At 65.8% G+C, this 26,274-nt stretch carries 22 protein-coding genes and 1 pseudogene; 12 read left to right on the top strand and 11 right to left on the bottom strand.

What is annotated here, in order from left to right:
* The first annotated feature begins 22 nt into the window (after window positions 1-22).
* Window positions 23-1,432 carry a RecJ family nuclease gene (gene recJ, locus MU558_RS06410; RefSeq protein WP_246973029.1) on the top strand — a complete coding sequence of 470 codons (1,410 nt, stop codon included), beginning with the start codon at window positions 23-25 and terminating at the stop codon, window positions 1,430-1,432.
* Between the two features lie 3 nt (window positions 1,433-1,435).
* Window positions 1,436-2,119, top strand: a pseudogene (locus tag MU558_RS06405) (transposase); the annotation flags it as partial.
* A 52-nt stretch (window positions 2,120-2,171) separates the two neighbouring features.
* On the opposite strand, the gene MU558_RS06400 reads toward MU558_RS06405, so the two are convergent.
* Both MU558_RS06400 and MU558_RS06395 read right to left on the bottom strand, forming a co-directional pair.
* Complete coding sequence (locus MU558_RS06400; protein WP_246973027.1) at window positions 2,172-2,924, bottom strand: PHP-associated domain-containing protein; 753 nt, start codon at window positions 2,922-2,924, stop codon at window positions 2,172-2,174.
* A gap of 938 nt (window positions 2,925-3,862) precedes the next feature.
* On the bottom strand, window positions 3,863-4,252 hold the full coding sequence (locus MU558_RS06395; RefSeq protein ID WP_246973026.1) for a hypothetical protein: 390 nt from the start codon (window positions 4,250-4,252) through the stop codon (window positions 3,863-3,865).
* Window positions 4,253-4,399: 147 nt separating this feature from the next.
* On the opposite strand from MU558_RS06395, the gene MU558_RS06390 reads away from it, so the two are divergent.
* Window positions 4,400-4,735, top strand: a complete 336-nt coding sequence (locus MU558_RS06390) for a DUF5783 family protein (RefSeq protein WP_246973025.1) — start codon at window positions 4,400-4,402, stop codon at window positions 4,733-4,735.
* Between the two features lie 134 nt (window positions 4,736-4,869).
* Complete coding sequence (locus MU558_RS06385) at window positions 4,870-5,232, top strand: NifU family protein (protein ID WP_246973024.1); 363 nt, start codon at window positions 4,870-4,872, stop codon at window positions 5,230-5,232.
* Between the two features lies 1 nt (window position 5,233).
* Here MU558_RS06385 and MU558_RS06380 read toward each other — a convergent pair whose 3' ends face one another.
* The 4 genes from MU558_RS06380 to MU558_RS06365 form a co-directional block, all read right to left on the bottom strand.
* Window positions 5,234-6,133 (bottom strand): ketopantoate reductase family protein, encoded by a 900-nt coding sequence (locus MU558_RS06380; RefSeq protein ID WP_246973023.1) that lies wholly within the window; start codon window positions 6,131-6,133, stop codon window positions 5,234-5,236.
* A gap of 62 nt (window positions 6,134-6,195) precedes the next feature.
* Window positions 6,196-6,534, bottom strand: coding sequence for a DUF7130 family rubredoxin-like protein (locus tag MU558_RS06375; RefSeq protein ID WP_246973022.1), 339 nt, complete (start codon window positions 6,532-6,534; stop codon window positions 6,196-6,198).
* A 72-nt stretch (window positions 6,535-6,606) separates the two neighbouring features.
* Window positions 6,607-10,164: a DNA polymerase II large subunit gene (locus MU558_RS06370; RefSeq protein ID WP_246973020.1), complete on the bottom strand. Its 3,558-nt coding sequence runs from the start codon at window positions 10,162-10,164 to the stop codon at window positions 6,607-6,609.
* Window position 10,165: 1 nt separating this feature from the next.
* The gene (locus tag MU558_RS06365) at window positions 10,166-10,585 is read right to left on the bottom strand and encodes a PPC domain-containing DNA-binding protein (protein ID WP_246973018.1); all 420 of its coding nucleotides are present in this window, start codon (window positions 10,583-10,585) and stop codon (window positions 10,166-10,168) included.
* 363 nt (window positions 10,586-10,948) lie between these two features.
* Between MU558_RS06365 and MU558_RS06360 the strand changes: the two genes are divergently transcribed.
* From MU558_RS06360 to MU558_RS06340, 5 genes are all read left to right on the top strand, one after another.
* Window positions 10,949-12,574 (top strand): ABC transporter substrate-binding protein, encoded by a 1,626-nt coding sequence (locus MU558_RS06360; RefSeq protein ID WP_246973015.1) that lies wholly within the window; start codon window positions 10,949-10,951, stop codon window positions 12,572-12,574.
* A gap of 104 nt (window positions 12,575-12,678) precedes the next feature.
* Window positions 12,679-13,680, top strand: a complete 1,002-nt coding sequence (locus MU558_RS06355) for an ABC transporter permease (RefSeq protein WP_246973013.1) — start codon at window positions 12,679-12,681, stop codon at window positions 13,678-13,680.
* Between the two features lie 2 nt (window positions 13,681-13,682).
* Window positions 13,683-14,714 (top strand): ABC transporter permease, encoded by a 1,032-nt coding sequence (locus MU558_RS06350; RefSeq protein ID WP_246973011.1) that lies wholly within the window; start codon window positions 13,683-13,685, stop codon window positions 14,712-14,714.
* Between the two features lies 1 nt (window position 14,715).
* A complete protein-coding gene (locus MU558_RS06345; protein ID WP_246973009.1) occupies window positions 14,716-15,846 on the top strand; it encodes an ABC transporter ATP-binding protein in 1,131 nt (376 codons plus the stop codon).
* Window positions 15,839-17,164 (top strand): ABC transporter ATP-binding protein, encoded by a 1,326-nt coding sequence (locus MU558_RS06340; RefSeq protein ID WP_246973007.1) that lies wholly within the window; start codon window positions 15,839-15,841, stop codon window positions 17,162-17,164. The genes MU558_RS06345 and MU558_RS06340 overlap by 8 nt, the downstream gene beginning before the upstream one ends.
* 15 nt (window positions 17,165-17,179) lie before the next feature.
* Here the strand turns inward: MU558_RS06340 and MU558_RS06335 are convergent, their stop codons facing one another.
* The 3 genes from MU558_RS06335 to MU558_RS06325 form a co-directional block, all read right to left on the bottom strand.
* Window positions 17,180-18,376, bottom strand: a complete 1,197-nt coding sequence (locus MU558_RS06335) for a threonine synthase (protein ID WP_246973004.1) — start codon at window positions 18,374-18,376, stop codon at window positions 17,180-17,182.
* Window positions 18,377-18,439: 63 nt separating this feature from the next.
* The gene (locus MU558_RS06330; protein WP_246973002.1) at window positions 18,440-18,937 is read right to left on the bottom strand and encodes a DUF7974 family protein; all 498 of its coding nucleotides are present in this window, start codon (window positions 18,935-18,937) and stop codon (window positions 18,440-18,442) included.
* 143 nt (window positions 18,938-19,080) lie between these two features.
* Window positions 19,081-19,248, bottom strand: coding sequence for a DUF7556 family protein (locus tag MU558_RS06325; RefSeq protein WP_246972997.1), 168 nt, complete (start codon window positions 19,246-19,248; stop codon window positions 19,081-19,083).
* A 147-nt stretch (window positions 19,249-19,395) separates the two neighbouring features.
* Here MU558_RS06325 and MU558_RS06320 point away from each other — a divergent pair, with 147 nt between their 5' ends.
* Window positions 19,396-20,247, top strand: a complete 852-nt coding sequence (locus tag MU558_RS06320) for a CBS domain-containing protein (protein WP_246972994.1) — start codon at window positions 19,396-19,398, stop codon at window positions 20,245-20,247.
* Window positions 20,248-20,367: 120 nt separating this feature from the next.
* On the opposite strand, the gene MU558_RS06315 is transcribed toward MU558_RS06320, so the two are convergent.
* On the bottom strand, window positions 20,368-21,990 hold the full coding sequence (locus MU558_RS06315) for an acetate--CoA ligase (protein ID WP_246972992.1): 1,623 nt from the start codon (window positions 21,988-21,990) through the stop codon (window positions 20,368-20,370).
* A gap of 95 nt (window positions 21,991-22,085) precedes the next feature.
* Between MU558_RS06315 and MU558_RS06310 the strand changes: the two genes are divergently transcribed.
* Both MU558_RS06310 and MU558_RS06305 read left to right on the top strand, forming a co-directional pair.
* Window positions 22,086-22,862, top strand: a complete 777-nt coding sequence (locus MU558_RS06310) for an ABC transporter ATP-binding protein (protein ID WP_246972990.1) — start codon at window positions 22,086-22,088, stop codon at window positions 22,860-22,862.
* Entirely contained in the window at window positions 22,859-24,463 is a 1,605-nt protein-coding gene (locus MU558_RS06305; protein ID WP_246972988.1) for a hypothetical protein, read from the top strand. Before MU558_RS06310 ends, MU558_RS06305 begins: the two co-directional genes overlap by 4 nt.
* Window positions 24,464-24,482: 19 nt before the next feature.
* Here the strand turns inward: MU558_RS06305 and MU558_RS06300 are convergent, their stop codons facing one another.
* A complete protein-coding gene (locus MU558_RS06300; protein ID WP_246972986.1) occupies window positions 24,483-26,168 on the bottom strand; it encodes an aldehyde ferredoxin oxidoreductase family protein in 1,686 nt (561 codons plus the stop codon).
* Window positions 26,169-26,274 lie beyond the last annotated feature (106 nt).

The following is a 26,274-nucleotide window of genomic DNA, read 5'->3' as shown; positions in this document are numbered from 1 at the left end:
AAGCCGTCCCAATGATCCGTCGATGGCTGGACCGGTCCCCGAACTCGACGATCGCGCGGCCGCGTGTGCACGACGACTCCGCGAGGCCGACCGCGTCCTGCTCGCCTCCCACATCGACGCCGACGGGCTCACCAGCGCCGCCGTCGCTGCGAGCGCGCTCGAGCGCGCCGAAATCCCGTTCGAGACGGTCTTCGAGAAGCAACTCGACGCCGAGGCGATCGCACAGATTGCGGCCACCGAGTACGACACCGTCCTCTTTACCGACTTCGGGAGCGGTCAGCTCGACGTTATCACAGATCACGAAGACGCGGGCGACTTTACACCCGTTATCGCAGACCACCACCAGCCAGCAGACGCCGAGACCGCGTACCACCTCAACCCCCTGCTGTTCGGCATCGACGGGGCCTCGGAACTCTCCGGCGCGGGTGCGAGCTACGTCCTCGCACGCGCGCTAGAAAATGGATCGAGCAACCGGGACCTCGCCGCACTCGCCGTCGTCGGTGCCGTCGGCGACATGCAGGCCTCCGGCGGCGAACTCCACGGAGCGAACGAACGGATCGTCCAGGAGGGCATCGAGGCCGGCGTCCTCGAGACCGCGACGGACCTCACGCTGTATGGCAAACAGACGCGTCCGCTACCGAAACTCCTCGAGTACGCGACTGACGTCCACATTCCCGGCATCTCCAACGACGCGGGCGGCGCGTTGCGCTTTCTCGATGGCCTCGACCTCGAGTTGAAACGCGACGGCGAGTGGCGTCGCTGGGCCGACCTCACGCGCGAGGAGAAACAGATCGTCGCGAGCGCGCTGGTACAGCGGGCCGTCTCGAAGGGCGTCCCCGCCTCGAAGATCGACGACCTCGTCGGGACGGCCTACGTCCTGAGCGAAGAGCCGATCGGCACCGAACTCCGCGACGCCAGCGAGTTCTCGACGCTTTTGAACGCGACCGCACGCTACGAGCGCGCGGACGTCGGCCTCGGCGTCTGTCTTGGCAACCGCGAGGGCGCACTCGAGCGCGCCCGCAAACTCCTCCGGGACCACCGGCGAAACCTCTCGGAGGGGATCGACCTCGTCACCGAGGAAGGCGTCACGCGCGAGGAACACCTCCAGTGGTTCCACGCGGGCGATCGCATCCGCGAGACGATCGTCGGCATCGTCGCGGGGATGGCCGTCGGCAACGACGGCGTCGACAGGAACAGGCCGATCGTCGCCTTCGCGAACAAAAACGACGAGGAGGTGAAAGTCTCCGCCCGCGGGACCTACAGTCTCGTCGAGAACGGGCTCGACCTCTCGGTCGTGATGGGCGAGGCCTCCCGGTCCGTCGGCGGCGACGGTGGCGGTCACGACGTCGCCGCCGGGGCGACGGTGCCGAAAGGGAAAGAAGAGGCGTTCGTCGAACGCGCCGACGCGATCGTCGGCGACCAGCTCTCGTAGCTACAGTGGTTCCGCGAGACGACGCGAGAAATCGCCCGGTTACAGTCGAAGCTCGAAGAAGGCCGATACAGTAGCGAGCGTATCCGGCGACTGTACCGCAAGCGAACCTGTCGCCGCGATCACGCCCAGGAAGCACTGTGTCGTGACTTGCTCGAACGACTCTACGAGGACGGCGTGGACACGGTGTATATCGGCGGGCTGACTGACGTGTTAGAAACGCACTGGTCAGTCGACACCAACGCGAAGACCCACAACTTCTGGGCGTTCAAGCAATTCACCGAGCGACTCGCCTGTACTGCCGAGGAATACGGCATCTCAGTCGAAGTTCGGTCGGAAGCGTGGACCAGCCAAGAGTGTCCCCAGTGTGGTTCGATAGACAGAACGACACGGCATCAGGACACGCTCACCTGTACGTGTGGGTTCGAGGGCCACGCTGACCTTACAGCGTCAGAAACGTTCCTGAAGCGTCATCAGAACTCTCCGAGTTCTGATTGGCGAACGAGACACGTCGTGTCTCGTCAACGGCACACAAACAAAGAAGTCAGGCCGATGGCACGGCCCGTGCGGTTCGAGTGGGACGACCACAACTGGTCGGGGATACCACACCCTCACGAAAGTCCCAAAGAACAGCGCACAGACCCGAGTACCGTCCACCGTGACGGGAATGTTGCCTCCGGCGAGTCGTAGACCGGCTGAGACTCCCACAGAGGAAACCGCGCCGTTTACGGCGCGGAGGATGTCATGACCGGTCCATCGACGCGGGGATCGTCGGCACGAGTGGCGTCCGCGACGTGACCAGGTACGTCGACTTTCGAACGGCCCCTTTCGCGTACTGGATCGTGCTCTTGTGGACGGGCGTTCGCTTGCCGCGAATCTGGGTTCGGCCCTCGAGGATCGCGCCGACGAGGTCGTCGCCGTCGATGTCGGCTCTGGTCACGCCAGCGTTGTCTGGTTCGACCAGGATCTCGGTGTACGCCCGTCCGACGTTGGGCAGGTAGTGGGCGTCGCTCGCGCCGATCTGGGGATAGTCGCGACGCCGGGCGAACGTTCGCGCCCGGCGGTTCCGGTAGCCCGTAAAGAGCATCGAGTTGTACACCTCGATGGCGTCGGCGTCCTCGATGTGTCGCTTGCGGACGCCGTGGCGACTGCGCTGGAACGGGTGGGGGACGATGGCGGCTCCGCCGAGGTCCCGAACTGCCTCGACGGTCTCCATGAACGGTCGTCCGGGGTCGGGCCGTTTCTCGACGCCGATCGCGAGCAGGTGGCCGTGTCGTGTCGACACCTCGACGCCCGGAATCCCGATCAGCCCGTACTCGGGGGCCAGTTCCGCCGCGCGCAGCGATTCGCCGATCTCGTCGTGGTCGGTGACGACGACGCCATCGAGTTCGATGTCGGCCGCGTGCTCGAGAATGAGCTCGATCGGTTCGCGGCCGTCGTACGAATCGTTGGAGTGGACGTGAAAGTCGATGGCAAATGGGATCGGCGATGTCATTGGACTTCCAGGAGCGCTCGTCTGTCAATACCTCGTTGACGTGTATAAGCACTGCGCCGCCGACCAGTTTTCTGACGCTGATGTGCAATTTAGTATCGTAATATATGATTTATCGCGTGCGCTGCGACCGTCGTCCCTGGAGAGGAACGCTGACGTCGAGCAGTTCGTTCGACCGATGCGAAACCGCCAACGTCGTCGTTACTCTCGAGAGCCGACTACGACGAGACGGCGGCCAGAACACGTCGGGTCACGACTCGACGCTCGAGGTCACGGCGACCGGGCGTGTGACCCGTTTCGTCACGTCGTATAGGCCCATCGGCTGCCGCCGTACTCGAGCGCCTGTCTCGGCCGGAGACGCCTTCGCCACCGTCTCGATAACCACCCGGTCTTCGACGGATGTCCCCCAGTCCATCGTGGTCGACGTGGGGTTCGTGCGATCGTCGGGACTGACACTCCAGGGTGGATCCGACCGATACCGGCTACTGGCCGAGCACGTTCAGCGCCGGCGACGCGGACCGGTGAACGGTCCGTCGGTCGACTCACTCCCTCGTGTGACTGTCTCCTGTTTCACGTACTCTCCAGCGGCGGGTGGTCGCTCCGACTGCGCGCAGAGCCGTTCGCGATTCGAGTGCCACCGTTTCGCGGCCGTCGTCGATGGCGCTGCGATATTTCGTGGCAACTCCGGAGGACGTCCGGCCTACAGTACGAACGGCGCATCTCCATAGCGTCGTCTCGGATACGTGCACTGACCATCGGTGGCTGGTCTTAAACTACATCACGATATATGGAATCGGTACGGGCCGTGGGATGAGTCGACGAACGGGACTCGAGGGAGAAATTCGATCGCGGGTTCGCCAGCGGCGTATCCTCACACTCTCGAAACGACTCAGCCGAGCGTCGAAAACCTAAATTCGCGATTCCACGCGAGGTGCCCCTGCTCACTGCGGCCTCGCCGCTCCGTCGGGAACGACGCTGTCGAGCGAGACGCTCTCGAGGGCGGTCCTGACCTCGAGTGGATTGTGCAAGTCGTCGACGAACTCGTGGATGCGGTTCATACTCTCGAGGAGTCCCTCGAACGCAGCACGTCGGGTGGAGACGTGGCCGATCGATTTGGTGATCGAAAGCTCACCGATCGGGTGCCGGTAGCGAAGCTCCCAGCATCGACAGAGACCGAGAGCCGGGTGTGACTGATTCGCCTCCGTTCGCTCGGCGACGAGTTCGATCTGTGGCTGCCTGTGTCGGTACGCGACGTGATCGTTGCGAACCTCGGCTGGCCCCCACCCCGGCGGAAGCGCTTCGTGCGGGATGGGTGGCTGGTCGGTTGGCATCACCACTGCGAATGGTACTGGCGGGGGTGCCCGTTCGGCTTGCGTACTCATCCGTTATATGTAGGGGCCCACTAACGAGTCAGCGGATTAGCCTGTCGGCGGTGATCGATCGGCCGACTTTTGTCGTCACCGGTCCACGACCCGCACATGACCGAGTTCGATCCCGAGAAATTCGAGGACAAGTACGTCCACTACTTCCCCGAGTTACAGCAGGCCTACAAGAACGTGTTCAACCGGATGAACGATCGGTACGACTCCCAGTTGATCCACGCCATCGACCAGCAAGTGCTCAACGAGAGCGAACCGTTCTACGACGGTGCGCCGGACGACTCGAGCGACGGCGAGTTCTACGTCGACCTGCCCGACGATCCGTACGATCGGCTTACCGGCGTCCTCGTCGACCAAGAAACGTTCGAAACGGTTCTCGAGGAGTACGTCGCCGAGATCGAATCGGAACTCGAGCGCGTGTTCGGACTCGCCTGATACCTCTGCTGTCCGTCGTTCCCGGAACGACTGAACCTGTCGGCGGTGTTCGGAAACCAGCGACAGTCGACGTCGTGAATCCGTCGACCCCCGACGACGGAAGGTCTAAGGACGCTGACCCCCAATGGCGAATCATGAGTACCGAGACCCAGGACGAGGGAGACGACCTCGAGGAGCGCGTCACGAACTTCCTGCGTCGTAACTTCCCGCAGATCCAGATGCACGGCGGTAGCGCAGCTATCCAGGACCTCGACCGCGAGACGGGCGAGGTTTCCATCGCACTCGGCGGGGCCTGCAGCGGCTGTGGCATCTCGCCGATGACGATCCAGGCGATCAAGAGCCGCATGGTCAAAGAGATTCCCGAGATCGAGCAGGTCCACGCCCAGACCGGGATGGACGGCGGCATGGGCGGCGGCGGAGGGATGAGCCCGTCGTTCCCCGGCGAGACCGTCGACGACGACGGTGAAGAAGACGAAGGGCCAGAGGCGCCGTTCTAGACTACCGGAGCCCGTTACCACGTTCCCACGCTCGGATCAGCGTCGCGAGCATCCGATTTCTCGTCGCCGTGAGCCCGCGGCTTGTCGCTCGGTCGACCACGTAGCCGTTTATCGCGTCGACTTCCGTCCGCCGACCCCTGGTGACGTCCTGGTGCATCGAGGACGTGTTCGCCGCCGTCGCTTCTGCGACCGACTCCATCGCCGCCAGCGCCTCGCGATCCGAGAGCGACACGTCACACGCTCGAGCGACGCGAGCCGTCTCGCGGGTCGCCCCGCGGGCAAGCGCGGCCGCTGGCTCCTCGAGTATGGCCCCGTTTTCCGTTCGCGTGAGCGCCGTCACGGCGTTGATGCCTGCGTTGACCGCGAGCTTTTCCCACAGCCGACGAGGCATGTCGGGGGCGACGGTCGTCTCGAGGCCGGCCGCCTCGAACGCCTTGCCGACGCGGTCGGCGACCGACGAGGGGCCTCCCTCGGGGGGCCCGAGGACGACCTCGCCGATGCCAGTACACTCCACGACGCCCGGCTCGTGAAGGACCGCGCCGTATGTCGCCGTTCCCGCCAGGACGGGCGACTCGAGGTGCCTCGCGAGCGTCTCCTCGTTGCCCATCCCGTTCTGGAGCGAGAGCGCGGCGTCGACCGCACCCGTCGCGAGCGTCCGCGCTGCGGCTGCCGTATCGAAGGACTTGACGGTGACGACGGCGAGGTCAGCCTCCAGGTCGCGCCCGTCGGTCGTCGCCGCCGGCCGGACGCGTGCCTCGAGTTCGCCCTCGACGACGAGGCCGCCCTCGTGGACGGCGTCTGCGTGGTCGTCGCGGCCGACGAGCGTGACGTCGTGCTCGCGTGCGAGGACGCCACCGACGAGACTCCCCAGGCTTCCCGCCCCGAAGACGACGATTTCCATGCCGGAGGCTCTGAGAGGCGGCTACATAACGAGTTCGTCTCGACCTCGAGCGGCCGGGACGGTCAGTCTTCGGTCCAGTACATCAGGTTCTCCTTCTCGGTGCCACAGTTCGGACACTCCTCGGGGAGTCCGTCCTGAATCTCACCCATCTCGCCACACTCGATGCAGCGCCACATCAGTTCGGCCTCGCCGAACTCGTGGCCCGACCTGGCGTGTTCGACCGAGAGCGCCTCGACGCCCTCTCGAGTAGTCACGAAGAATCCGCCCTTGTCGAACCCTCGAACGCGGCCGAGCGCGTCGCCGTCCTCGCTGTAGACGGTCTCGCCGAATTCGACCTCGTGGACCTGCTCGACGGCCTCTTCATCGTCTTCTCTTGCTGGCGTCTCGCCTGTTCCTCCCATAGGCGCGGTGACATCGCCGTCGTCAATAAAGCCCCACCGCGCATTCGACGCCCGGTTCCCAGACCGGTCGTCTCACATGAAATCCTCGATACCTGATTGTTTGTTTTTGTCGTTTTCGAAGATACTCTCGAGCGAGCGCTCGAGTACCTCGAGGCGCTGTTTCGTGTAGTCCCGGCAGCCGTACTCCTCGGCGACCTCGATCGCCGTCTGCATGTACTTGTTGACCGAGCCCTGGTGGACGGTGAGGTTGACGCGCCCGCCACACTCTCGGCAGACCTCGGTCAGGGGCATCCGCCGGAACTTCTCGCCGCAGTCGAGACACCGCGTCTCCTGCCGTGAGAACGCCCGCAGGTTGCCGATCAGGTCCGGCAGGAAGTGATACTCGATGACCCGCTCGGCGACGTCCGTCTCGTCGACCGCCCGCAGCTTCCGTGAGAGCTCGAGCTGGGCGTCCATCTTGTCCATCATCGACCCGAGCGTCTTGTACGCCGACAGATCGGGCCCGAGCGCGATGTTCGACGTGTCGTGGGTGTGTTCGAAGCCGGTGTACTCCTCGTCGGTCCCCAGCGTGTCCTCTGCGATCTCGACGTCGACCTCGCCGGGGTCGGCCATCTCGAGGCTGGCCTCGTAGAACTCCCGCGGATACTGCGAGACGACGTCCATGTTGTGGGCCTCGTCGTCGATCTCGGCGGGATCGATGCGGGAGGACATGACCAAGGGCGCGTCCATGCGCCCGCCCCGCTTATTTGGCAAGAAACTGATACTAAAGTTCAACAGACCGTCCATAAGCAGCATCACGCAATCTTCGTCACCGTCGCAATTGCGACGTTTGGCGGCGTGAAAGAACGGATGAGCGTATCCGACCGCTGCGCTCGTGAAACCAATCACTCTCCCGACAGTTGCCGCCGACGTGTGGGGTGCCATCCCGAACACCAACTCGCCCACGAGGTCCTCCCGATCCTCGAGTTCGTAGAACGGCTCGAGCCCGTAGTAGTTCTCGAGGAGGTCGTCGATGAAGTCGGCCGTCTTGAGCATGTGTTCGGCCGCGCCGTCGGAGAGGACGATATCCTGGACTTTGAGTTCGACCAGCTGGTCCTCGTGGGTCAGCGGTTCGCCGTGGACGTCCTCCTCGTAGCCAAGCGCCTGGAGCTGGCCGACGGTGACGTCGAGTTCCGACGCGCGAACCGCCGTGACGGGCAGGTCCGTCATATCGTAGCGGACGGTACCGTCCTTGAACGTCGAGACGTCGTGTTTCGCCCGCAGGATCCCCTTCTCCATCGGTTCGGGAATCTTGTTCGTCGAGGTGAGCCCCTTGACGCCTTTCAGGATCTCGAAGGCGTTCTCGCGCTCGCCGACCGACTCGAGCGCGTCGCGATACTCGGCGTTGAGGTCGACCTCCTGGTGTTCGACGCAGGTCGCCTCGACCTCACAGCGGTCGCACTCGACGCGGCCGGCCTCGTCTGGTTCGACTTTCGCGTCACAACTCGGACAGCGGTAGTCGGGTTCGGTCCGCGAGCCACAGTCCGGACACCGGTTTTTGAACGTCTCTGTGTCACAGGCCCCACAGTACTGGCGACCGACCTCGAGTTCGACGACGCCCGGCGTGTCGGACATCGTCTCGGCGTGTTTGCCCGCCTTGGCGACGTCGCGCTGTGCGCCGCCGGCCTCGCCGATCGGGAACAGGGTGTGGACGGGTGGGCTGAGGTCCCGGCGCTCTGACTTCTCGGGGCGGCCCATCCGGTTGCCGATCCGCGTCGGTGCCCGTTCGCGGACCGCGAAGGGTGCGACCTCGTTGACCGCCTCGATCGCGTTCTCGCCGTCGGCCCACGTTCGGGCGCGCTCGGAGAGGTCCTCGTCGCGCCAGGTGCGCTCGAGGTCGGTCGTCAGTCCCAGCGTTCGGACGAACGGCTGCCAGTCGTCGACCTCGATCCGACCCTCGCTCTCGCGCTGGCGATGCTCGAGGACGATCGTCTCCAGGGCCTCGCGGGTCTCCTCGCGGAACTCGAGAACCAGCGTGTCGTCTTCGATCCGGCCGTTCGAGACCGCCTCGGCGAGGTCGCAGAACGCCTCGACGGAGAGGTCGTGCCAGAGGGAGGTGTACTCGGGGTGCAGCGGGGCGTCGTAGCGTTCGGCCCACTCGAGTGCGCGCTCGACGGTCGGCTGTTCGACGTCGACCCGGGGGTCGTCCTCGAGTGCCTGGGCGTCAGCGCCGGCAGCCTCGAGGTCCTGGATCCACCACTCGGGGACGTAGGAGGCGGGCGCGAGCGGGTGGTTGTTCTCGACGAACTCGCCGTAGTTGACGAGGTACTCGCCCAGATCGAGGATCGCCTCGACGCCGTTTCGGACCTCGAGTGCCTCGTCGGGGTCGTCGATCCGGCGGACGTCACCGTTGGCGAGTTTGACGGTCGGGCCTTCGATAGTGTCGACGGGGACGACGCCCGCCGCCTTCCCCGGCCGTTCGGTTTTGATCTGCGTCCCGGTCGCGAGGAAGTCGTCGACGAGGTGCATCGTCGCGGGGTGGACGCCGGCGGTCGCGAAGCCGTGGTTTCGTGCACGGCCGTAGCGCAGACGAAAGCCGCCCTCGGCACAGGGGTGAGAGAAGACGGGGCGGCCGGCGATCAGGTCCCGGAGGAACTTCGTCGACTCGTCGACGCGCGTCGGTCCCTGTGGCTCGTCGTCGTCCTCGGTTTCCCCGTCGTCGACCTCGTCGTCGTCCCCGCCGCTGTCGTCCTCGTCCTCGTCTTCGTCGGCTTCCTCTCCGTCGTCTTCGCTCGCTTCGTCCTCGCTTTCGTAGTAGGTGCCGTCGATCAAATCCTGGAGCCACGGCCAGTCGACCTCCTCGAGCTGGGAGGTATACCGCTGGATCTTCGGCGCTTTCAGGGCGATCCCCTCGGCCATGACGAGACACATCCCGCCGCGGGCGGAGTTAGTGTCGACCCGTTCCAGGTCGCGGTAGCCCGACACTTCTTCGTCGCCCGTCGCCTCCCCATCGAGCATGATCGGGAGGTGTCTGGCGATGAACTTCGTCTCCTCGTCTTTCGGAGAGTACTGCAGCCCCGTCTCCTTGTCGTAGAGGGCGACCTCCTCGGCGTAGCGTTCGGTTTCCTCGTCGCGGGCGTCGTACTGCTCTAAGCCGACGAGTGCCCGTGTGTAGTCGGCGACGAGCACCGACAGCGCCTGTGCGGTCCCGCCCGCAGAGCGGATCGGCCCGGCGTAGTAGACGTTGACGAACTCCGTGCCGTCGTCGTTTTCCAGGATCTCGATCTTGTCGATTCCCTCGATGGGCGCGGCGACGACGCCCTCGGTAAGCAAGGCGACGGCGGTCCGGACTGCGCCCTCGACCTTCCCGGCTTTCGTCTCGTAGTCGCCGACGTTCCCTTCCGCGAAGTCCTTCGCGAGTTCGAGGGCGGCCTCCTCGCGGGACATCTGCCCCTCGAGTTCGCGAACCCGCTCGGCGACGCCGTCGATACCGAGGATGTTCTCGACGCGGTCGGCCATGTCCTGGGCGACCGGAATCTCGACCTCGGGTTCGGGGTCGTCGCCGCGTTCTTTCGCCGTCTCGGCGACGTCGAACGCCGCCTCGAGTTGCTCTTCGAGTCTATCGAAGTACTGCTCGTCCTCCTGGCGCATCTCAGAGCCAGAGGTCGAGGTCGGTCGTCTCGTCGTGGGCGCGCTCGAGCGGCTCCTCGAAGACGCGCATGTGTACCTCGCCGGCGAAGACGGTCGCCTCGTTCAGGTGGCCGGCGACGGCGCCGCCGTCGGGTCCCGAGAGGACGACGTGGGTGTGTGCGAAGCGCTCGCCGTCTAACAACGAGACGTTACCAACGCAACTTGCGACCTCGAGCGGTTCGTCGAACTCGATCGGGCGGTACTCGAGGTCGTCCTGGTCGTAGAACCAGAGTTCGGCGTCCTGGACCGCGCCGAGCGCCGTAAACCAGGCGGCGTCGGCCTCGACCTCGTCCGCGAGCGACTCGATCTCTGCCCGCCAGTCGGCTCCGGTCTCGAGGCGGGCGACGTACTCACGTGTCGTCTCGACGGCGCGATAGTTCATACACGTGTTCTGTATCGGCTGGGAGAAAAATACCACGGGTCGCGAGCGGATCCAGTCGTCCGCCCCGGCAGTAGTGGCGTCGACGCTGCTCGGGGCGGCCGGTCACGACCGTCGACGGTGGCGTTCCGTCGACTGGGGTGGGGTGTGGGGTTTCCGGTCCGTGTGAGGCCGATCTGGGCGTGTCGTCTGACGAACGCCGGGTTGACGCCACACGCGGGTAGACTCAGTGTGCAGGAACGTTCCTCAGCAGACAGATGTGGGGACAGGTGGATCAGGTATTTCGACTATTCTCGAGAGTAAAAGCCGATTTGCATATTTTACCCTGTTGATACCAAAATAGGTGTGGTGATAACATCTGCCAAGATGGTGCTAGACCAGACCACTGTAACGCGGCGGCAACTGCTCGGTTCGGGTGCTGCCGTCTCCGCAGCAGTGATCGCAGGGTGCATCGGTGGCGACGGAAACGACGACAACGACGACAACGAAGGCGGCGGTGGCGGCGGTGGTGGCGGTGGCAACCGCCTCCACTTCACGCAGGAACAATCGCGCGAAGAGAACTTCGACCCCGTCATCTCGAACGACGCCTACAGCTTTCAGGTGATCCAGCAGGTCTTCGACGGCCTCTACGAGTACGGCGAGAACCTCGAGCTCCAGCCGAAGCTCGCGACGGGCGAACCGACCGTCGAACGCGACGGCACGCGATTCATCTTCGAGATCGTCGAGGGTGCGACGTTCCACAACGGGGACGAGGTGACCGCCGGCGACGTCGCCCACTCGTTTACCGCGCCCGTCGAAGAGGAGACGGAGAACGCGTCCACGTACGACATGATCGAGAGCACCGAGGTCATCGACGACTACCAGCTGCAGGTCGACCTTGGAGAGGACCCGTACGGCCCGTTCGAGCTCGCGACGATGGGGGTGACGGTCGTTCCCGAGAGCGTCCGCACCGAGGATCGCGAGGCGTTCAACACCAGCCCGGTCGGCTCCGGCCCGTTCGAGTTCGCCGAACTCCAGGAGAACGAGTACGTCGACCTCGCGCGCAACGACGACTACTGGGACGACCTCGAGCCGAACCTCGAGCAGGTCCGGTTCGTGGCCCACGACGACGACGCGGGCCGTATCTCCGACATCCGGGCGGAGAACACCGACGTCATTGCGGGCATTCCCAACGACGACTGGGACGTCCTCGAGAACGAGGGAGGCGTCAATCTCCACTCGGCCGAGAGTCCGTCGTTCATGTACATGGCGTTCAACTGTAACGAGGGGCCCACGACCAACCCCGAGGTTCGTCGGGCAATCGCTCACTCGTTCTCCATGTCGGACTTCATCGAGTCCAACGCCGGAAACGTGGCCTCGCCGATGTACAGTCCGATTCCGCCGGTCGTCAACGAGGTCTGGGGGTTCCCACAGGACGAGTACGAGGGGATGCTGCCGGAGTACGATCCAGACGAGGCTCAGTCGTTACTCGACGAGCACGCGCCCGACGGCTTTACGCCGACGATCATCACGCCGGAGGGGATCCGTGCGCAGTTAGCCGAACGGCTCGCCACCCGACTGGACGAGATCGGCTACGGCGCGGACGTGCAGGTCCTCGACTTCGCGACCCTGGTCGACACCTACACCAGCGGGAGCGCCGACGACTACCAGATGTACCTGCTGGGCTGGACCGGCGGTCCCGACCCCGACTTCTACCTCTACCCGCTCTTCCACGAGAGCCAGGCGGGGGTAAACCAGGGCCACTACTACGAGGGGAGCGCGGACTTCCACGACAACATCGCCCAGGCGCGCAACTCGGCCGACCAGGAGGAACGCTACGATCTCTACGAACCCGTCATCCGGGAGATCGTCGAGCAACTCCCCGTGTTGCCGGCGTTCACGCAGGACAACACGATGGCCTCCCGCGACTACGTCCAGGGCCTCCAGCCCCACCCGGAAGTGACGAGAAACCCGACGCTCGTCGCGGACTACACGAACGTATCGCTGCAGTGAACGCAGCGGCGTTTCCGGCTGTCGACGGGGCGAGCGGCCGGTTTCCGGTCGACAGACCGACGACGCAGTCGACGCCGGTACGATAGCGACGAAACGACTGATCAATGAAACTACTGAAATACGCACTGTTCAGGCTCCTGCAGGCGATTCCCGTCCTGATCGGGATCTCTATCATCACGTTCCTGCTCGCGAACCTGGGGCCAGGCGATCCGGTCAGCCTCATGCTCCAGGGACAGGAACACGACGAGGAACTGATCAGGGCGATCGAACAGCGGTACGGGCTCGACAAACCATTACACGAACGGTACGTGACGTACATGACCAGTCTCCTGCAGGGCGACTTCGGCCAGAGCATCTACTACCAGCGACCGGTTTCCGACCTGATGATGGACCGGATCGGGCCGACGCTCCTGCTGGTCCTGTCGGCGTACGCGTTCGCGCTGGTGACGGCAGTTCCACTCGGCGTCGTGGCCGCCAACCGACGAAATGCGCCGACCGACCACGTCTCGCGGATCGTCGCGCTCGTCGGCGTTAGCACCCCGTCGTTCTGGATCGGGATCGTCCTCATCCTGATCTTCGCGGTCAAACTCGGCTGGCTCCCCTCGAGTGGACTCGTCTACCCGTGGCGACCGCCCGACGCCTACCGGGGGATCGACAGCCGTCTCGAGTTGTTCCAGCAGACGATCAGACACCTGCTGTTGCCGATGATCGCGCTGGGGACGTTGCAGATGGCGACGATCATGCGCGTCGAGCGGACCCAGATGATAGAGTCGCTGCAAGGCGAGTACGTCAAACTCGCCCGCGCGTACGGTGTTCCCGAGCAGACGATCCTGCGAAAGCACGCCTTCCAGGTCGCCCAGCTACCGATCATCACTATCGTCGGTCTCAACCTGTCGACGGCGCTCGGCGGTGCAGTCCTCACGGAGACGGTGTTCAACATCAACGGTATGGGCCTGCTGTTCGTCAACGCGATCCAGCGGAACGATTACCAGCTCGTGATGGGCGTCACGATAGTGCTCGGCACCCTGTTCGTGATCGGCGTCATCATCACGGACATCTCGTACGCGTACGTCGACCCGCGAGTCACCTACGGAGAGCGTGAATAACAATGGCAGTCGGTGAATCACAGGTCGAGAGCAGTACGGATGCGGCCGGCGAAGACGAGGAGGTCGAAGCCCGCGTCGGCTGGCGGTACACCGTCGCGCGGATCCGGCAGGACACGACGGCCCGCTGGGGACTGTACGTCGTGGCGTTCGTGCTGTTCGTCGCGATCTACGCCGCTGTCGACAGCAACCTCTCGCGGCTCACGTTCGGCCAGTTCTCTGATTACACGTTCGCAAAGCTGTTGCCGATCTTCGATCACCCCACTCGCATCCCGCCACCGGGCGAGGGGACACAGCACATGCCGCCGTACTTCCCGCTCGCCGAGCAGCCGTGGAACCCGCTGCCAGCGGGCGGTACGCTCGAGCATCCCCTCGGAACGGACTCCTCCGGTCGAGACTACTTCACGCGGATCGTCTACGGCACGCAGGTGTCGGTGTTCGTCGGCATCGTCTCGACGACTATCGGCCTCGCCGGCGGCACGATCGTCGGCGCCGTCGCCGGCTACTACGGCGGCAGGGTCGACGACACCCTGATGCGGCTCGTCGAGATCGTCTACGCGATCCCGCCGCTGATCCTCATCATCGTCTTTACCGTCTTCGTCGGCGGTGCGAACATCTGGTACGCGGTCCTCGGCGTCGGGATCGCGTTCGTTCCCGTCTTCGCCCGCATCATCCGGAGCCGGGTCCTGAGCATCCGCGAGATGGATTACATCGAGGCAGCCCGCGCGTCCGGGGTGAAAGATCGCGACATCATCATGCGACACGTCGTGCCGAACAGCTTCGCGCCGGTGCTGGTGTACGCGACGCTCCAGATCGGCGTGACGATTCTCATCGTCGCTGGACTCTCGTTTCTCGGCTACGGCGCACAGCCGCCGACCCCGGACTGGGGCCAGATGCTCAACACCGCACACGGCTACATGCACTCGAACGTCTGGCTCTCGATCTGGCCGGGGCTGGCGATTATGATCACCATCATGGGCTTCAACCTGTTCGGCGACGGCTTACAGGACGCCCTCGACCCGCGAATCGACGACTAACATGAGCTCCGAACCACTCCTTCGCGTCGAGAACCTCAAGACGCAGTTCTTCACAGAAACCGGTACAGTACGCGCTGTCGACGGCATCTCGTTCGAGGTCTACGAAGGCGAGATCGTCGGGCTCGTCGGCGAGAGCGGCGCCGGCAAGAGCGTCGCCTCGATGAGCCTGCTGCGACTCGTCGAGTCCCCCGGCGAGATCGTCGGCGGCGAGATCACCTACAAGGGCGAGACGATCTTCGGCCTCGAGGAGGGGCCGGACGGCGACCTTCGGGAGCGTGACGACGTGCTCTCGAACGAGGAGATCCGCACCCGGATCCGGGGCAACGAGATCGCCGTCATCTTCCAGGATCCGATGGAGTCGCTCAACCCGGTCTTCACCGTCGGGGGGCAACTGCGGGAGTTCATCGAACTCAACCGCGGACTGTCGGAAGACGAGGCGCGACTCGAGGCGGTCGACATGCTCCGGGAGGTCGGCATTCCCGATCCCGAAAAGCGGTACGACGAGTATCCACACCAGTTCTCCGGCGGCATGCGCCAGCGGGTACTCATCGCGATGGCGCTGGCCTGCGAACCCAACCTCATCATCGCCGACGAACCGACGACGGCGCTGGACGTCACCGTCGAAGGCCAGATCATCGACCTCGTCGACGAACTCCAGCAGAAGTACGGCACGAGTTTCATCTGGGTCACCCACGATCTGGGCGTCGTCGCAGAAATCTGCGATCGGGTAAACGTCATGTACCTCGGCGAAATCGTCGAGCAAGCGCCCGTGGACGAGCTGTTCTACGACACGAAACACCCCTACACCGACGCCTTGCTCGACTCGATCCCCCGTCCCGACCGGACCGTCGAGGACCTCGAGCCGATCGAGGGGGTGATGCCCGAGGCGATCAATCCGCCGTCGGGCTGTCGGTTCCACCCCCGCTGTCCGGACGCCAGGGAGGTCTGTCGACGCGTCCACCCCGAGAACAGGCGGGTCGCGCTTGCGGGCGACGAGCCACATCGTGCGGCCTGCGTGAAACACGATGCCTTCGACGTCGGCTACGACGAGAGCGTCCCGATCGATCCCGAACCCGAGTTGACGGCGGACGCAGGTTCTGCCTCGGCGGACGGAGGTGAGGACCGTGAGTAGCCCCGATCGTCCGTCGGTCAGTGAGGGCGAGACGATCCTCGAGGTCGACGGCCTGAAGAAGCACTTCGCGTCCGAATCCGGCCTGTTCGCGAGCGTCAACCTCGAGCTGGATACGTTCCCCCCGATCAGCCTCGGCGTGGATCGGGTGAAAGCCGTCGACGACGTCTCCTTCGACGTCAGGCGAGGCGAGACGCTGGGGCTCGTCGGCGAGTCCGGCTGCGGGAAGAGCACGCTCGGACGGACGATCCTTCGGTTGCTCGAGCCTACGGCGGGTCGCATCTCGTTCAAAGGCGACGATCTGGCGGAGCTAAGCGGCGAGGAGATCCGCCGGAAGCGCTCGGAGATCCAGATGATCTTCCAGGATCCCCACGCCTCGCTCGACCCGCGGATGAAAGTCGGCCAGATCATCGAGGAGCCGATGCGCGCCCACGACATGCTAGACGACGAGGGCCGCGAGGCCAGGGCGAAGGAACTGCTCGAGAAGGTCGGCCTCGATCCACGCCACTACAACCGCTACCCCCACGCCTTCTCCGGCGGCCAGCGCCAGCGGATCAACCTCGCCCGGGCGCTGTCGGTCGACCCCGACTTCATCGTCTGTGACGAACCCGTCTCGGCGCTGGACGTCTCGATCCAGGCGCAGGTGCTGAACACGATGGAACAGCTCCAGGAGGAGTTCGGGCTGACCTACCTCTTCATCGCCCACGACCTCTCGGTGATCCGTCACATCAGCGACCGCGTGGCGGTGATGTACCTCGGGCACGTCGTCGAACTGGCAGACAAGGAGGAACTCTTCGAGAACCCACAGCACCCCTACACGAAGGCGTTGCTCGACTCCATTCCGACGCCCGATCCCCGCGACAGGGACGAACGCGGCGTCCTCGAGGGAGAGGTCCCGAGTCCGGTCGATCCCCCCTCTGGCTGTCGGTTCCGGACCCGGTGTCCGCGACTGATCGCACCTGACTCCGTCGAGTGGCGCGATCGGGAGTGGGAGCAGACGCGGGCGTTCATGCGTGCGGTCAAGCGACGGTCGTTCGAACCGACCATCGAGGCCGAGATCCGCGCGCGCTTTTTCGACGACGGGACGCCCCGCGGCGAGGCGGGCGAGATCGTCGACGAGGCCATCCGGCTGATCGCGATCGATCGCACCGCCGACGAGACGGCCGACGACGGCGATCGACAGGGGTGGGACCGGGCGACGACGCTCCTGCTCGAGTCGTTCGCCGAGGAGAGCATCTGTGCGCGGGAACGGCCCGCCTACAACGTCGAACCCGGGCACGGCACCGGGGAGCACTTCGCCGCCTGTCACCTGCACCGGTGACGTCGGTCGGTCGAATCACTCGCCGACGGCGTCGAGGTTGTCGTCCAGGTCGGCGATGTCGATCGTCGTGGCCGCGGTCGAACCGGCCGCGGTCGCTTCCGTGAGCCCCGTTCCCGTGGCGACCGCGACGACGTCGTCCGTCGACTCGAGGACGCCCTCGGCGACTAGCTTCCTGACGCCGGCCAGCGCCGTCGCGGACGCGGCCTCGACGCTCAGACCTGCCTGGGTCGCCAGCACGCGCTGTGCGGTCCGGATCGCGTCGTCGTCGACGGCGATCACCGCACCGTCGGTGTCGCGGGCTGCCCGGAGCGCGCGGGTTCCACTCGGCGGGTCGGCGTTGGCGATGGAGTAGGCGACCGTCTCGCCGCCCTCGACCGGCGTGACCGCGTCGGCCCCGGCCGCGTCCGCCTCGGCGATGGGTGCACAGGCCGCCGCCTGGACGAGGTACAGCCGCGGGAGGTCGTCGATCGTACCGGCCGCCTGCAGCTCGCGCAGTGCCTTCCAGACGCCGCTGGCGTGGCCGCCGCTGCTGACCGGCATGACGATCGCGTCCGGCACGTCGGGCGCGAACGCCTCGCAGATCTCGAGGGCCGTCGTCTTCTGTCCCTCGACGCGAAGCGGGACGTCGGAGTTGAGAAAGCAGACGCCGGACTCGAGGCCCCGCTCGAGCGTCCGTTCGTAGAGGCGGCCGTAGTCGCCGTCGACTTTGAGCAGCGTCGGGTCGTACTGTGCGATGACGTCCAGTCGCGCAGGTGGGACGTCGGTCGGGGTCATCACGACACAGGGGACGTCGGCCGCGGCGGCGAAAGCGGCGGTGCTCATCGCCATGTTGCCGTGCGAGACGGTGCCGACAGCGGAGACGTCGCCCGCGGCACCTGCCTCGAGGGCGGCCAGGCCGAACGCGCTCCCGCGATCCTTGAAGCTCCCGGTCGGGTTCTCGCCCTCGACTTTGACGTGGACGCGGGCACCCGCGAACTCGTCTACGGCCGGCTCGTGAACGAGCGGCGTTCCGCCGGCGGCGTCGGCGAGGCCTCCGGGTGGTTCGACCGGGAGCAGTGGCCCGTAGCGCCACATCCCCGGCGCGTCGACGACGTCGTCCCAGTCGAACGAGCCGGGGTCGGTCTCGAGCCAGAGCGGCTCGCCACACTCACAGCGAGCGACGGGTGCGGTCGTTCGCGTGCCACAGTCGTAACAGACGCGGTCGTATCTCATGGGTCGAAAACGGCGTATCACCCGGTTTCGCGGCCGCAAATAAAGCTCTTCGGCTCCGGACGATCACCGAAGCCTGACAGTCGTCGAGTCGCTCGGCTGGTACGTCTCGGGGTGGGTCGCGACGAACGCCGTGATCTCGTACTCGCCGGGTTCCGGTACTACCGACTCGTGGAGCCCGTCGGTTCGCTCGAGTCGACCGTTCCAGACGACCGAGACTCGCTTTCGCTCGCCGCCCCGGAAGTCGAACGTCGACGGGTCCGACCGGGTGTACCGGCGCTCGTCGCTGGCCTCGAGGTCGCCGTCGACCGTCCACCCCCACAGCCGGCGTTTCGGCGTCGGCACCGCGATCGGAACCGGGAGGCGATTCTCGAACTCGACGGTGATCTCGACGGGGTCGTCGCGCTCGTAGACGCGCTGGTCGGTGTCGACCGAGACGGCGACGCCGCGTCGAGCCAGCGTCGCCGGGACGAGGTCGGCGAACCGACGCGAGAGGCCACTCCGGTCGTCGAGGCCGAACTCGTCGACGGACTCTGGCTCGGACCGCGTTCGACGGCGTGGCATTCGGTCCCGATTCGACGCCCGCGAGTAAAACAGTCCCGCCCCAGATGCCGGACGACAGTCTCATACGGACCGCTGTACGTCCGTCCCGCAGCGACCGCGTCCCGTCGGGCGGTCGCTGCGGAAACTCGGTACAGCAGACCGTATCAGCGCCAGGCTGGAAGGGTTGCCGCCTCGTCCGCTCGCATCGAGAGCCACGCGCCGTCCGCGGAGATGTCGGCGATGACGTACTCGTCGCTGCGGCCGTCCGAATCGATCGAGCCGACGATCGTCTCGTTCGACGTGTCGGCGTGCCCGTTGTGATCCACCACCATGAGTGTAATTCACATTCGGCGACGTATAAAGTCGTCGAAATGCACCGCCTGCGTCCGGGCGCGCTCGCCGGCGACGTCACGACCCCTCGCGTGCGAGGGTGTCTCGAAACACTGGCTTTATACTCGGTTTGGCCGTACGAGCGGGATATGAACGTAGCCGACGCGATGACTCCCCGCTCTGAGGTGGTAACCGTCGAGTTGCCCGGCACCAGAAGCGACGTTCTCGAGTACCTCCAGGAACGGTCGTTCTCCTCGGTTCCCGTGATCAAACCGACCGACGACGGCCCGGAGTACCGGGGGCTCGTCTCTCGAGAGGTCCTGATCGAACAGCCGGACGAAGACCAGCTGGTGATGCTGATGGAAGACGTACCGACGACGACCGCGGACACGACGATCGAAGACGTCGCGTCACTGATGATCGACGAGGGTGCCCGCCGCGTGCCGGTCGTCGACGGCGAGTTCGAGGGCATCGTCACGGTGACGGACGTCGTCCACGCCATCGCGGCCGGCGACGCCGAGGTCGACGCCATCGTCGAAGAGTACGCCAGCCCCGACGTGAACACGACCTACGAGGGCGCGCCGCTACCGGTGGCAGAGCGTGGCCTCTCCTACGCGAACGTGCCCTACACCGTCGTGCTCGACGACGACGGGCGGATGTGTGGCGTCCTCACCGAGGTCGACATCATCGACGTCGCCCGGATCGTCGAGGGCGAAGAGGAGACGGGCAACTCCTTTGCCGACCAGGACTCGGAGTGGGCTTGGGAGGGGATCAAGGGCGTCGGCAGCCGGTATCTGCCGACTCGAGACATCGAACTCCCGGCCGGCCCCGTCTCGGAGTTTATGACCGACGACGTCGTCACGGTCTCGACCCAGAAGAGCGTCGAGGAGGCCGCACAGCTGATGATCAGCAACGACATCGAGCAGATCCCGATGGTCAGCGGCGACCGACTGGTCGGCATCGTCCGCGACGTCGACCTGCTCGCGGCGCTGTCGGCGTGACGCGGGCGATCATACTGCCGGACAACACGGTTCAGCCATCGATCGCACTCGAGACGCTGTCGTCGCTGACGACAGCCGTCGAGACGCGATCGAGTATTCACTGACTGTTGTCCGGTAGTATCAGTCCGTGCGCTGCTCCCGTTCCTCGCGTCGGAGTTCGACCCGGCGGATCTTGCCACTCGAGGTCTTCGGCAGTTCGTCGACGAACTCGATCCGGCGGGGGTACTTGTACGGTGCCGTCTCTTCTTTCATGAACGCCTGGAGGTCGTCTTTCAGGTCGTCGCCGCCCTCGTAGCCCTCCGCGAGGACGACGTAAGCCTTGACGACGCTGCCTCGCTCTTCGTGGGGGCTGTCGACGGCGGCGGCCTCGGCGACGGCGTCGTGGGAGACGAGGGCGTCTTCGACCTCGAACGGACCGATCCGGTAGCCCGCGGAGATGATGATGTCGTCGGCCCGTCCCTCGAAGAAGAAGTAGCCGTCGGCGTCGCGGCTCGCGAGGTCGCCAGTGCGGTAGTACTCGCCGTCGAACGTCCGTTCGTCCAGGTCTGGCTTCTCGTAGTAGCCGTCGAAGATGGCCGGCGAGTCGACGGGAACGGCGATCTCGCCGATCTCTCCGGTCTCGACTTCGTCTTCCTCGTCGACGTCGACGATCGTCGTTCCGACCCCCGGCGTCGGCTTGCCCATGCTGCCGGGCTTGACGTCGATGCCGGGGTAGTTCGTCACGAGTGCGACCGTCTCGGTCTGGCCGTAGCCGTCGCGAGGCGTGACGCCGACGGCTTCCTCGAAGCGCTCGATCGGCTCACGGTTCAGCGGCTCGCCCGCCGAGAGGGCGTCCGTGAGCGCGAGGTCGTACTCGGAGAGGTCGGCGTTCGAGAACATCCGGTACTGGGTGGGGACGGCACAGAGCCGGGTGACGCCCTCCGCTTCCATGATCTCGAGGAACCGATCGGGTTCGAACTCGCCGTCGTAGAGCAACTGGGTCGCGCCGGTCGTCAGCCCGACGCCGACGGGGCTCCAGAACCACTTCGCCCAGCCCGTCCCCGTGGTGGCCCACAGCAGCTCGTCCTCGAGGTCGGTCTCCTCGTCGACGCCCCACCAGTACGGGGCGTTGATCCGCTCGAAGCAGTACATCCAGCGGTGCCTGTGGAGGACGGGTTTGGGCTGGCCGGTCGTCCCGCTGGTGTAGTTGATCGACATCGGATCCTCGGCGGCGAGGTCGGGGCCGTCGAATGCGGTCGGCTGGTCCGCGACGACGTCCGCGTACGACGGATACTCGTCGCCGTCGCCGTCGAGGACGATCACGCGCTCGAGGGGCGTCTCCTCGGCGACGGGCTCGACCATCTCGAGCAGGGAGTCGTGGACGACGACCGTCTCCGCCTCGCAGTCGTTCGCGCGGAAGGCGATGTCCTTCGGCCGGAGCATCGACGAGCAGGGAACCAGCAACGCGCCGGTCGCGAGCGCGCCGAGCTGGACCGCGAAGGCGTCCGGGTGGCGCGGGAACAGGTGCATCACCCTGTCGCCCTTCTCGACGCCGCGCTCTGTGAGGCCGTTCGCGAACCGGGACATGTCCGCACGCAGGTCGTCGTAGGTTCGTTCGGTCCGCTCGCCGTCCTCGTTCAGGTATCGGACCGCGACTCGGTCGCCGAACGCCTCGGCGTGGGACTCGACGACTGACGGAATCGCGTATTCGGTCGGGACGTTCCACTCGAACTCCTCGGTCGCGGTGTCGTAGCCGACAGCCATGTGTTAATAGTCAACCAACATCATTATCAGTGTTCTTCTCTCCGGCGTGTTCAGAGAGACACCGTTAACATCGTTCCCCGACAATTCCGGGCCAGATGACCGACCTCGCCATCGAGACCGTGGGACTTACCAAACGGTACGGCGACGAGACCGCCGTCGACGACCTCTCGCTCGAGATCGAACCGGGCGCAGTCTACGGGTTTCTCGGTCCGAACGGTGCCGGGAAGACGACGACGATGCGGATGCTGACGACGCTCACCCGCCCCACCGCAGGAACCGCACGCGTCGTCGGCCAGTCGGTCGAAAACCGCGACGCGGTGACGCCCCACATCGGCTACCTCCCCGAAGAGCCGCCGATCTACGACGAACTCACCGGCCGCGAGCAACTCGAGTACGCCGCCGGCCTGCGAGACCTCCCCGAGGAGGCGGCGAGCGAGCGCATCGAGGCGATGCTCGAGCGCTTCGACCTGCTCGAGGACGCCGACAAGCGCATCGACGCCTACTCGAAGGGGATGCGCCAGAAAGTCGGCGTCATCCAGGCGGTGTTGCACGACCCCGCCGTCGCATTCCTCGACGAACCGACCAGCGGTCTCGATCCCCGGGCCGCCCGAACGATGCGCGAGACCATCGCCGACCTGGCCGACCGGGAGATGACGATCTTCCTCTCGACGCACATCCTCCCTGTCGTCGACGAACTCGCCGACACTATCGGCGTCCTCCACGCAGGCCGCCTCGTCGCCGAGGGCGACCCCGAGACGCTGAAACGCCGCGCAGAAGCCGGCGCAGTGGCCGACGCGACCGGTGGGCGAACCCTCGAGGACGTCTTCCTCGAGGTCACGGATACCGACGAGTACGTCGACCAGCGGGCATGAACTGGCCCCGGACGATCGCGCTCGTGACCGCGGTGCGCCACCGCGTCGAACTGCGCCGTCGCCGCAAGCACCCACAGCTGGGGTTCGCCGTCCTCCTCGGTGCAACGTTCGGAACGCTGTCGATCGTCGGACAGCTCCCGCTGCCACGCTACGAACGACTCTGGCCGGAACCGGGCGCGTACCACTACGGGACGCTGGTCGCAGACCACCCGGAGGCCGTCCTCGCACTCGTCCGCGAGGTCGCGGCGGTCGCGATCGTCGTGATCGCCGGTCTCGCCTCGCTGACCGCGGTGGTCAGCGACGACTGGGAGGACCCGCCGGTCGAGCTCGTGACGGCGGTGCCGCTGCCAGCGGCGATCCTCGGCGTCCTCGGAGACGAACTGCTCGAGAGCGTCTGGTTCGTCGGCCCGGTCGCGGTCGGTGGTGGGCTGGCGTTTACCGCCGGGACGGGACGGCTCGTGACGGTCGTCGGGGCGGCCGTCGGCGTCGTCGCCGTCGTCGCGACGGGACTGCTCGCGGGGACTGCGGCCGGTCTCGGCTTCCGAACGGCCATCCGCCGGTCGCCGCGCCTCTACGGAGCGCGGTACGCAGTCGGTGCCGTCACGCTGTTTCTGACGTTCATCGGGCTCGGAATCAGCCGGGCTGCCGGTGCAGCGCTTGCGGCCTCACCGCTTGGCTGGTACGGTGACCTGCTACTGGCGACGACGCCCGCGATTCCGACGGCGTCGGGACGGGTACTCCTCGCGCTCGCAGCGGCCGGCGTCGTGCTCACGACCGCGCTCGCCGTCGTCGTCGCGACGGCGCGGTCGCTGTGGTTCGCCGAGACCGTCCTCGACGACGGAACCGTCGACGCCGACGGATCGCGGTCGCGGTTCGAACCGTTCCTCGCGCGTCTCGTCGCCCCTCGAACGGCTTCGGTCGTCCGCGCGACGTGGCGGCGCATCCGTCGGTCGCCGCGGGCGATGATCTACGTCCTCCTCCCGTTCGCGCTCGTCGGCCCCGCGTCGGTCGAACTCTCGGCTTCCCGGCCCGGGTTCGTCCCGGTCCTGGTGACACTCTACGCTGCCAGCGCCGTCGGAATGGGGACGACACTCAACCCGCTCGGCAACGAGCGTGTCGCGCTCCCAGCGATCCTCACGACCCCCGGCGGCCGAACGTCGGTCCTGCACGGACACGCCGTGGCCGCGTTGCTCCCCGGCGCACCGTTCGTCGTCGCGGCCGCCGTCGTGACCGGCCTGTTCGGCGGCTACCCTCCGGCGGTCCTCCTCGCGCTCGTCGTCGCCGCGCTCGCACTCGTCGTCTCCGGCGTCGGCGTCTCGCTGGGCGTCGGCGCGTTCTTGCCGAACCTCGAGGGGCCGGCGAACGCGACGCTCGTCCCGCCCGAACTGTACGCGATGTTCGCGTACCTCCTGGCGATGTCCGTCGTCGCCTCGCCGTCGTTCGCCGGGTTCGGTGCTGCCGCGTTCGGCGACTCGCCGACCACAAGCGCCGCGGTCGCGACCGTCCTCACCGTCGCACTCGCCGCCGCCGTCGGCACCGCCGGCTACCGCTACGCGGCGCGAACGCTCGAGCGCTTCGAGGCCGACGGCGTCGAAAATTGAACACCTGCTCTCGATCGATCTAGTCGTCTGCGGGCGCAACGTCAGCGCCCTCGAACGCGCTCGCGGGAACCGTGCCGTCGTCGTTCCAGCCGCGTTCGTCGTAGTACTCCGCCAGCGCGTCCTCGAACTCGGGGATGTCGTACGGCAACCGATCGTCCGTCCGATCCATGCCGCGCTGGTTGTTGAAGTGTCGCTCCATGTCGATCACGCGGGCACCGATCTCGAGTAAGTCCTCGTAGTCGGCATCGAGCAGCGTCTCGAGGCGGTCGGGCGTGACGAAGTCCCGGGAGAACTTACAGAGGACGCCGCTGTCTTTGATCGCGTTGAGGTTCTCCTTCTCGATCACCTTCGGGGGTTTGCCCTCGAGTCCCGCTTTGTCCATCGCCTGCTCCTCGTCGACGAGCGGGTACTCGTAGGGGTAAAACTCCGCGTACATGTGGTCGGCCCCGCGGTTCGAGGTCGCAAAGGCGAGTCCCTGTCCGTTGAGGGTGCGGCCGTCGTGGGCGGGGAACTCCATGCCTTTCACCGTCCAGTTTCCGACCCCGAGGTCGTCGTGACAGCGCTCGACGCCCTCCGCCAGGACGTCGCCGACGCCCTCGCGGTGGGCGATTTTCTCGACGGTTTCGTGGATCAACTCGACGTTGCCGAACTCGTCCTCGCTCGCCAGGTAGGCAGCGACCGTGTCGCCACAGGAGATGGTGTCCATCCCGAGTTCGTCACAGAGTTTGTTCGACTGCATCACGTCGACGATGTCGTCGACGCCTGCGTTCGATCCGAACGCCATCACCGTCTCGTACTCGGGACCCTCCGTCTCGAGGCCGCTCTCCTCGTCTCGCGTGGGGAGTTTGCAGGCGAATGCACAGGCAGAACACGTTCCCTTCTCGTACTTTTTCTCCTCGACGCGGTCGCCGCTGATCCCCGACGCGCCCTCGAAGGAGAGTTCCGAGAAGTACCGCGTGGGGAGTGCCTCGACGGCGTTTGCGAACTCCGTCACCGAGGTGGTCCCCTGGCGTTTCATGATGTGATCGGAGGTGGCCGCCTCGCGGTGGACGTCCATCTGTAGCGGTGGAATCTCGACCTCGCGGGTCGAGTCCCCGTCGAAGGTGATTGCTTTGACGTTCTTCGCGCCGAGGACGGCACCGAGGCCGCCGCGACCGAACGCCCGCTCTCTCGAGGTCATGATCGAGGCGAAACGGACCTCGTTCTCGCCGGCCGGGCCGATGGTGACGGTGTGCTCGACCCCGAGGCCGTGTTCGTCCTCGATGTAGTCACAGATCTCGGAGGTCGTCGCACCTTCGAGGTCGGGCACTTCCTCGAACTCGACGCCCTCGTCTGTGACGTGGACGACGAGCAACTCGTCGCTTTCACCCGTGATCTCGACGGCCCCGTAGCCCGTGTCCGTGAAGTTCCGCGAGAGAAAGCCGCCGGCGTTCGAGGAGAGCAGGCCGTCGGTCAGCGGCGAAAGACCCGTCGCCGACATCCGGCCGGTGAAACTCATCGTCGAGTGCTGCAGTGGCCCAGTCGCGAAGTAGAGGCGGTTCTCCGCGCCCAGGGGATCGGCGTCGAAGGGGATCCGGTCGTGGGCGAGTTTCGTCCCGACCCCGCGACCGCCGACGAACGATTCGAGGACGTCGTCTACGTCTTCGGTCTCGGCCGTCCGGTCGCCGACGTCGATCGAACACAGCGGTCCTCGTACGTGTTTCATACTCTCAACGTGGTGGATACGCGCGCAAAACGATACCGATTTTTCGAGATACCCCGGTTCGACACGGCGGCGAGTGCGTGCTGATCGGCTCGAGCACGCCGGCGTT

The sequence above is a fragment of the Natribaculum luteum genome (assembly GCF_023008545.1).
Classification (GTDB): Archaea; Halobacteriota; Halobacteria; order Halobacteriales; family Natrialbaceae; genus Natribaculum; species Natribaculum luteum.
Note: the sequence above shows the minus strand (reverse complement) of the source record. Positions and strands in the feature narration are given on the sequence as shown.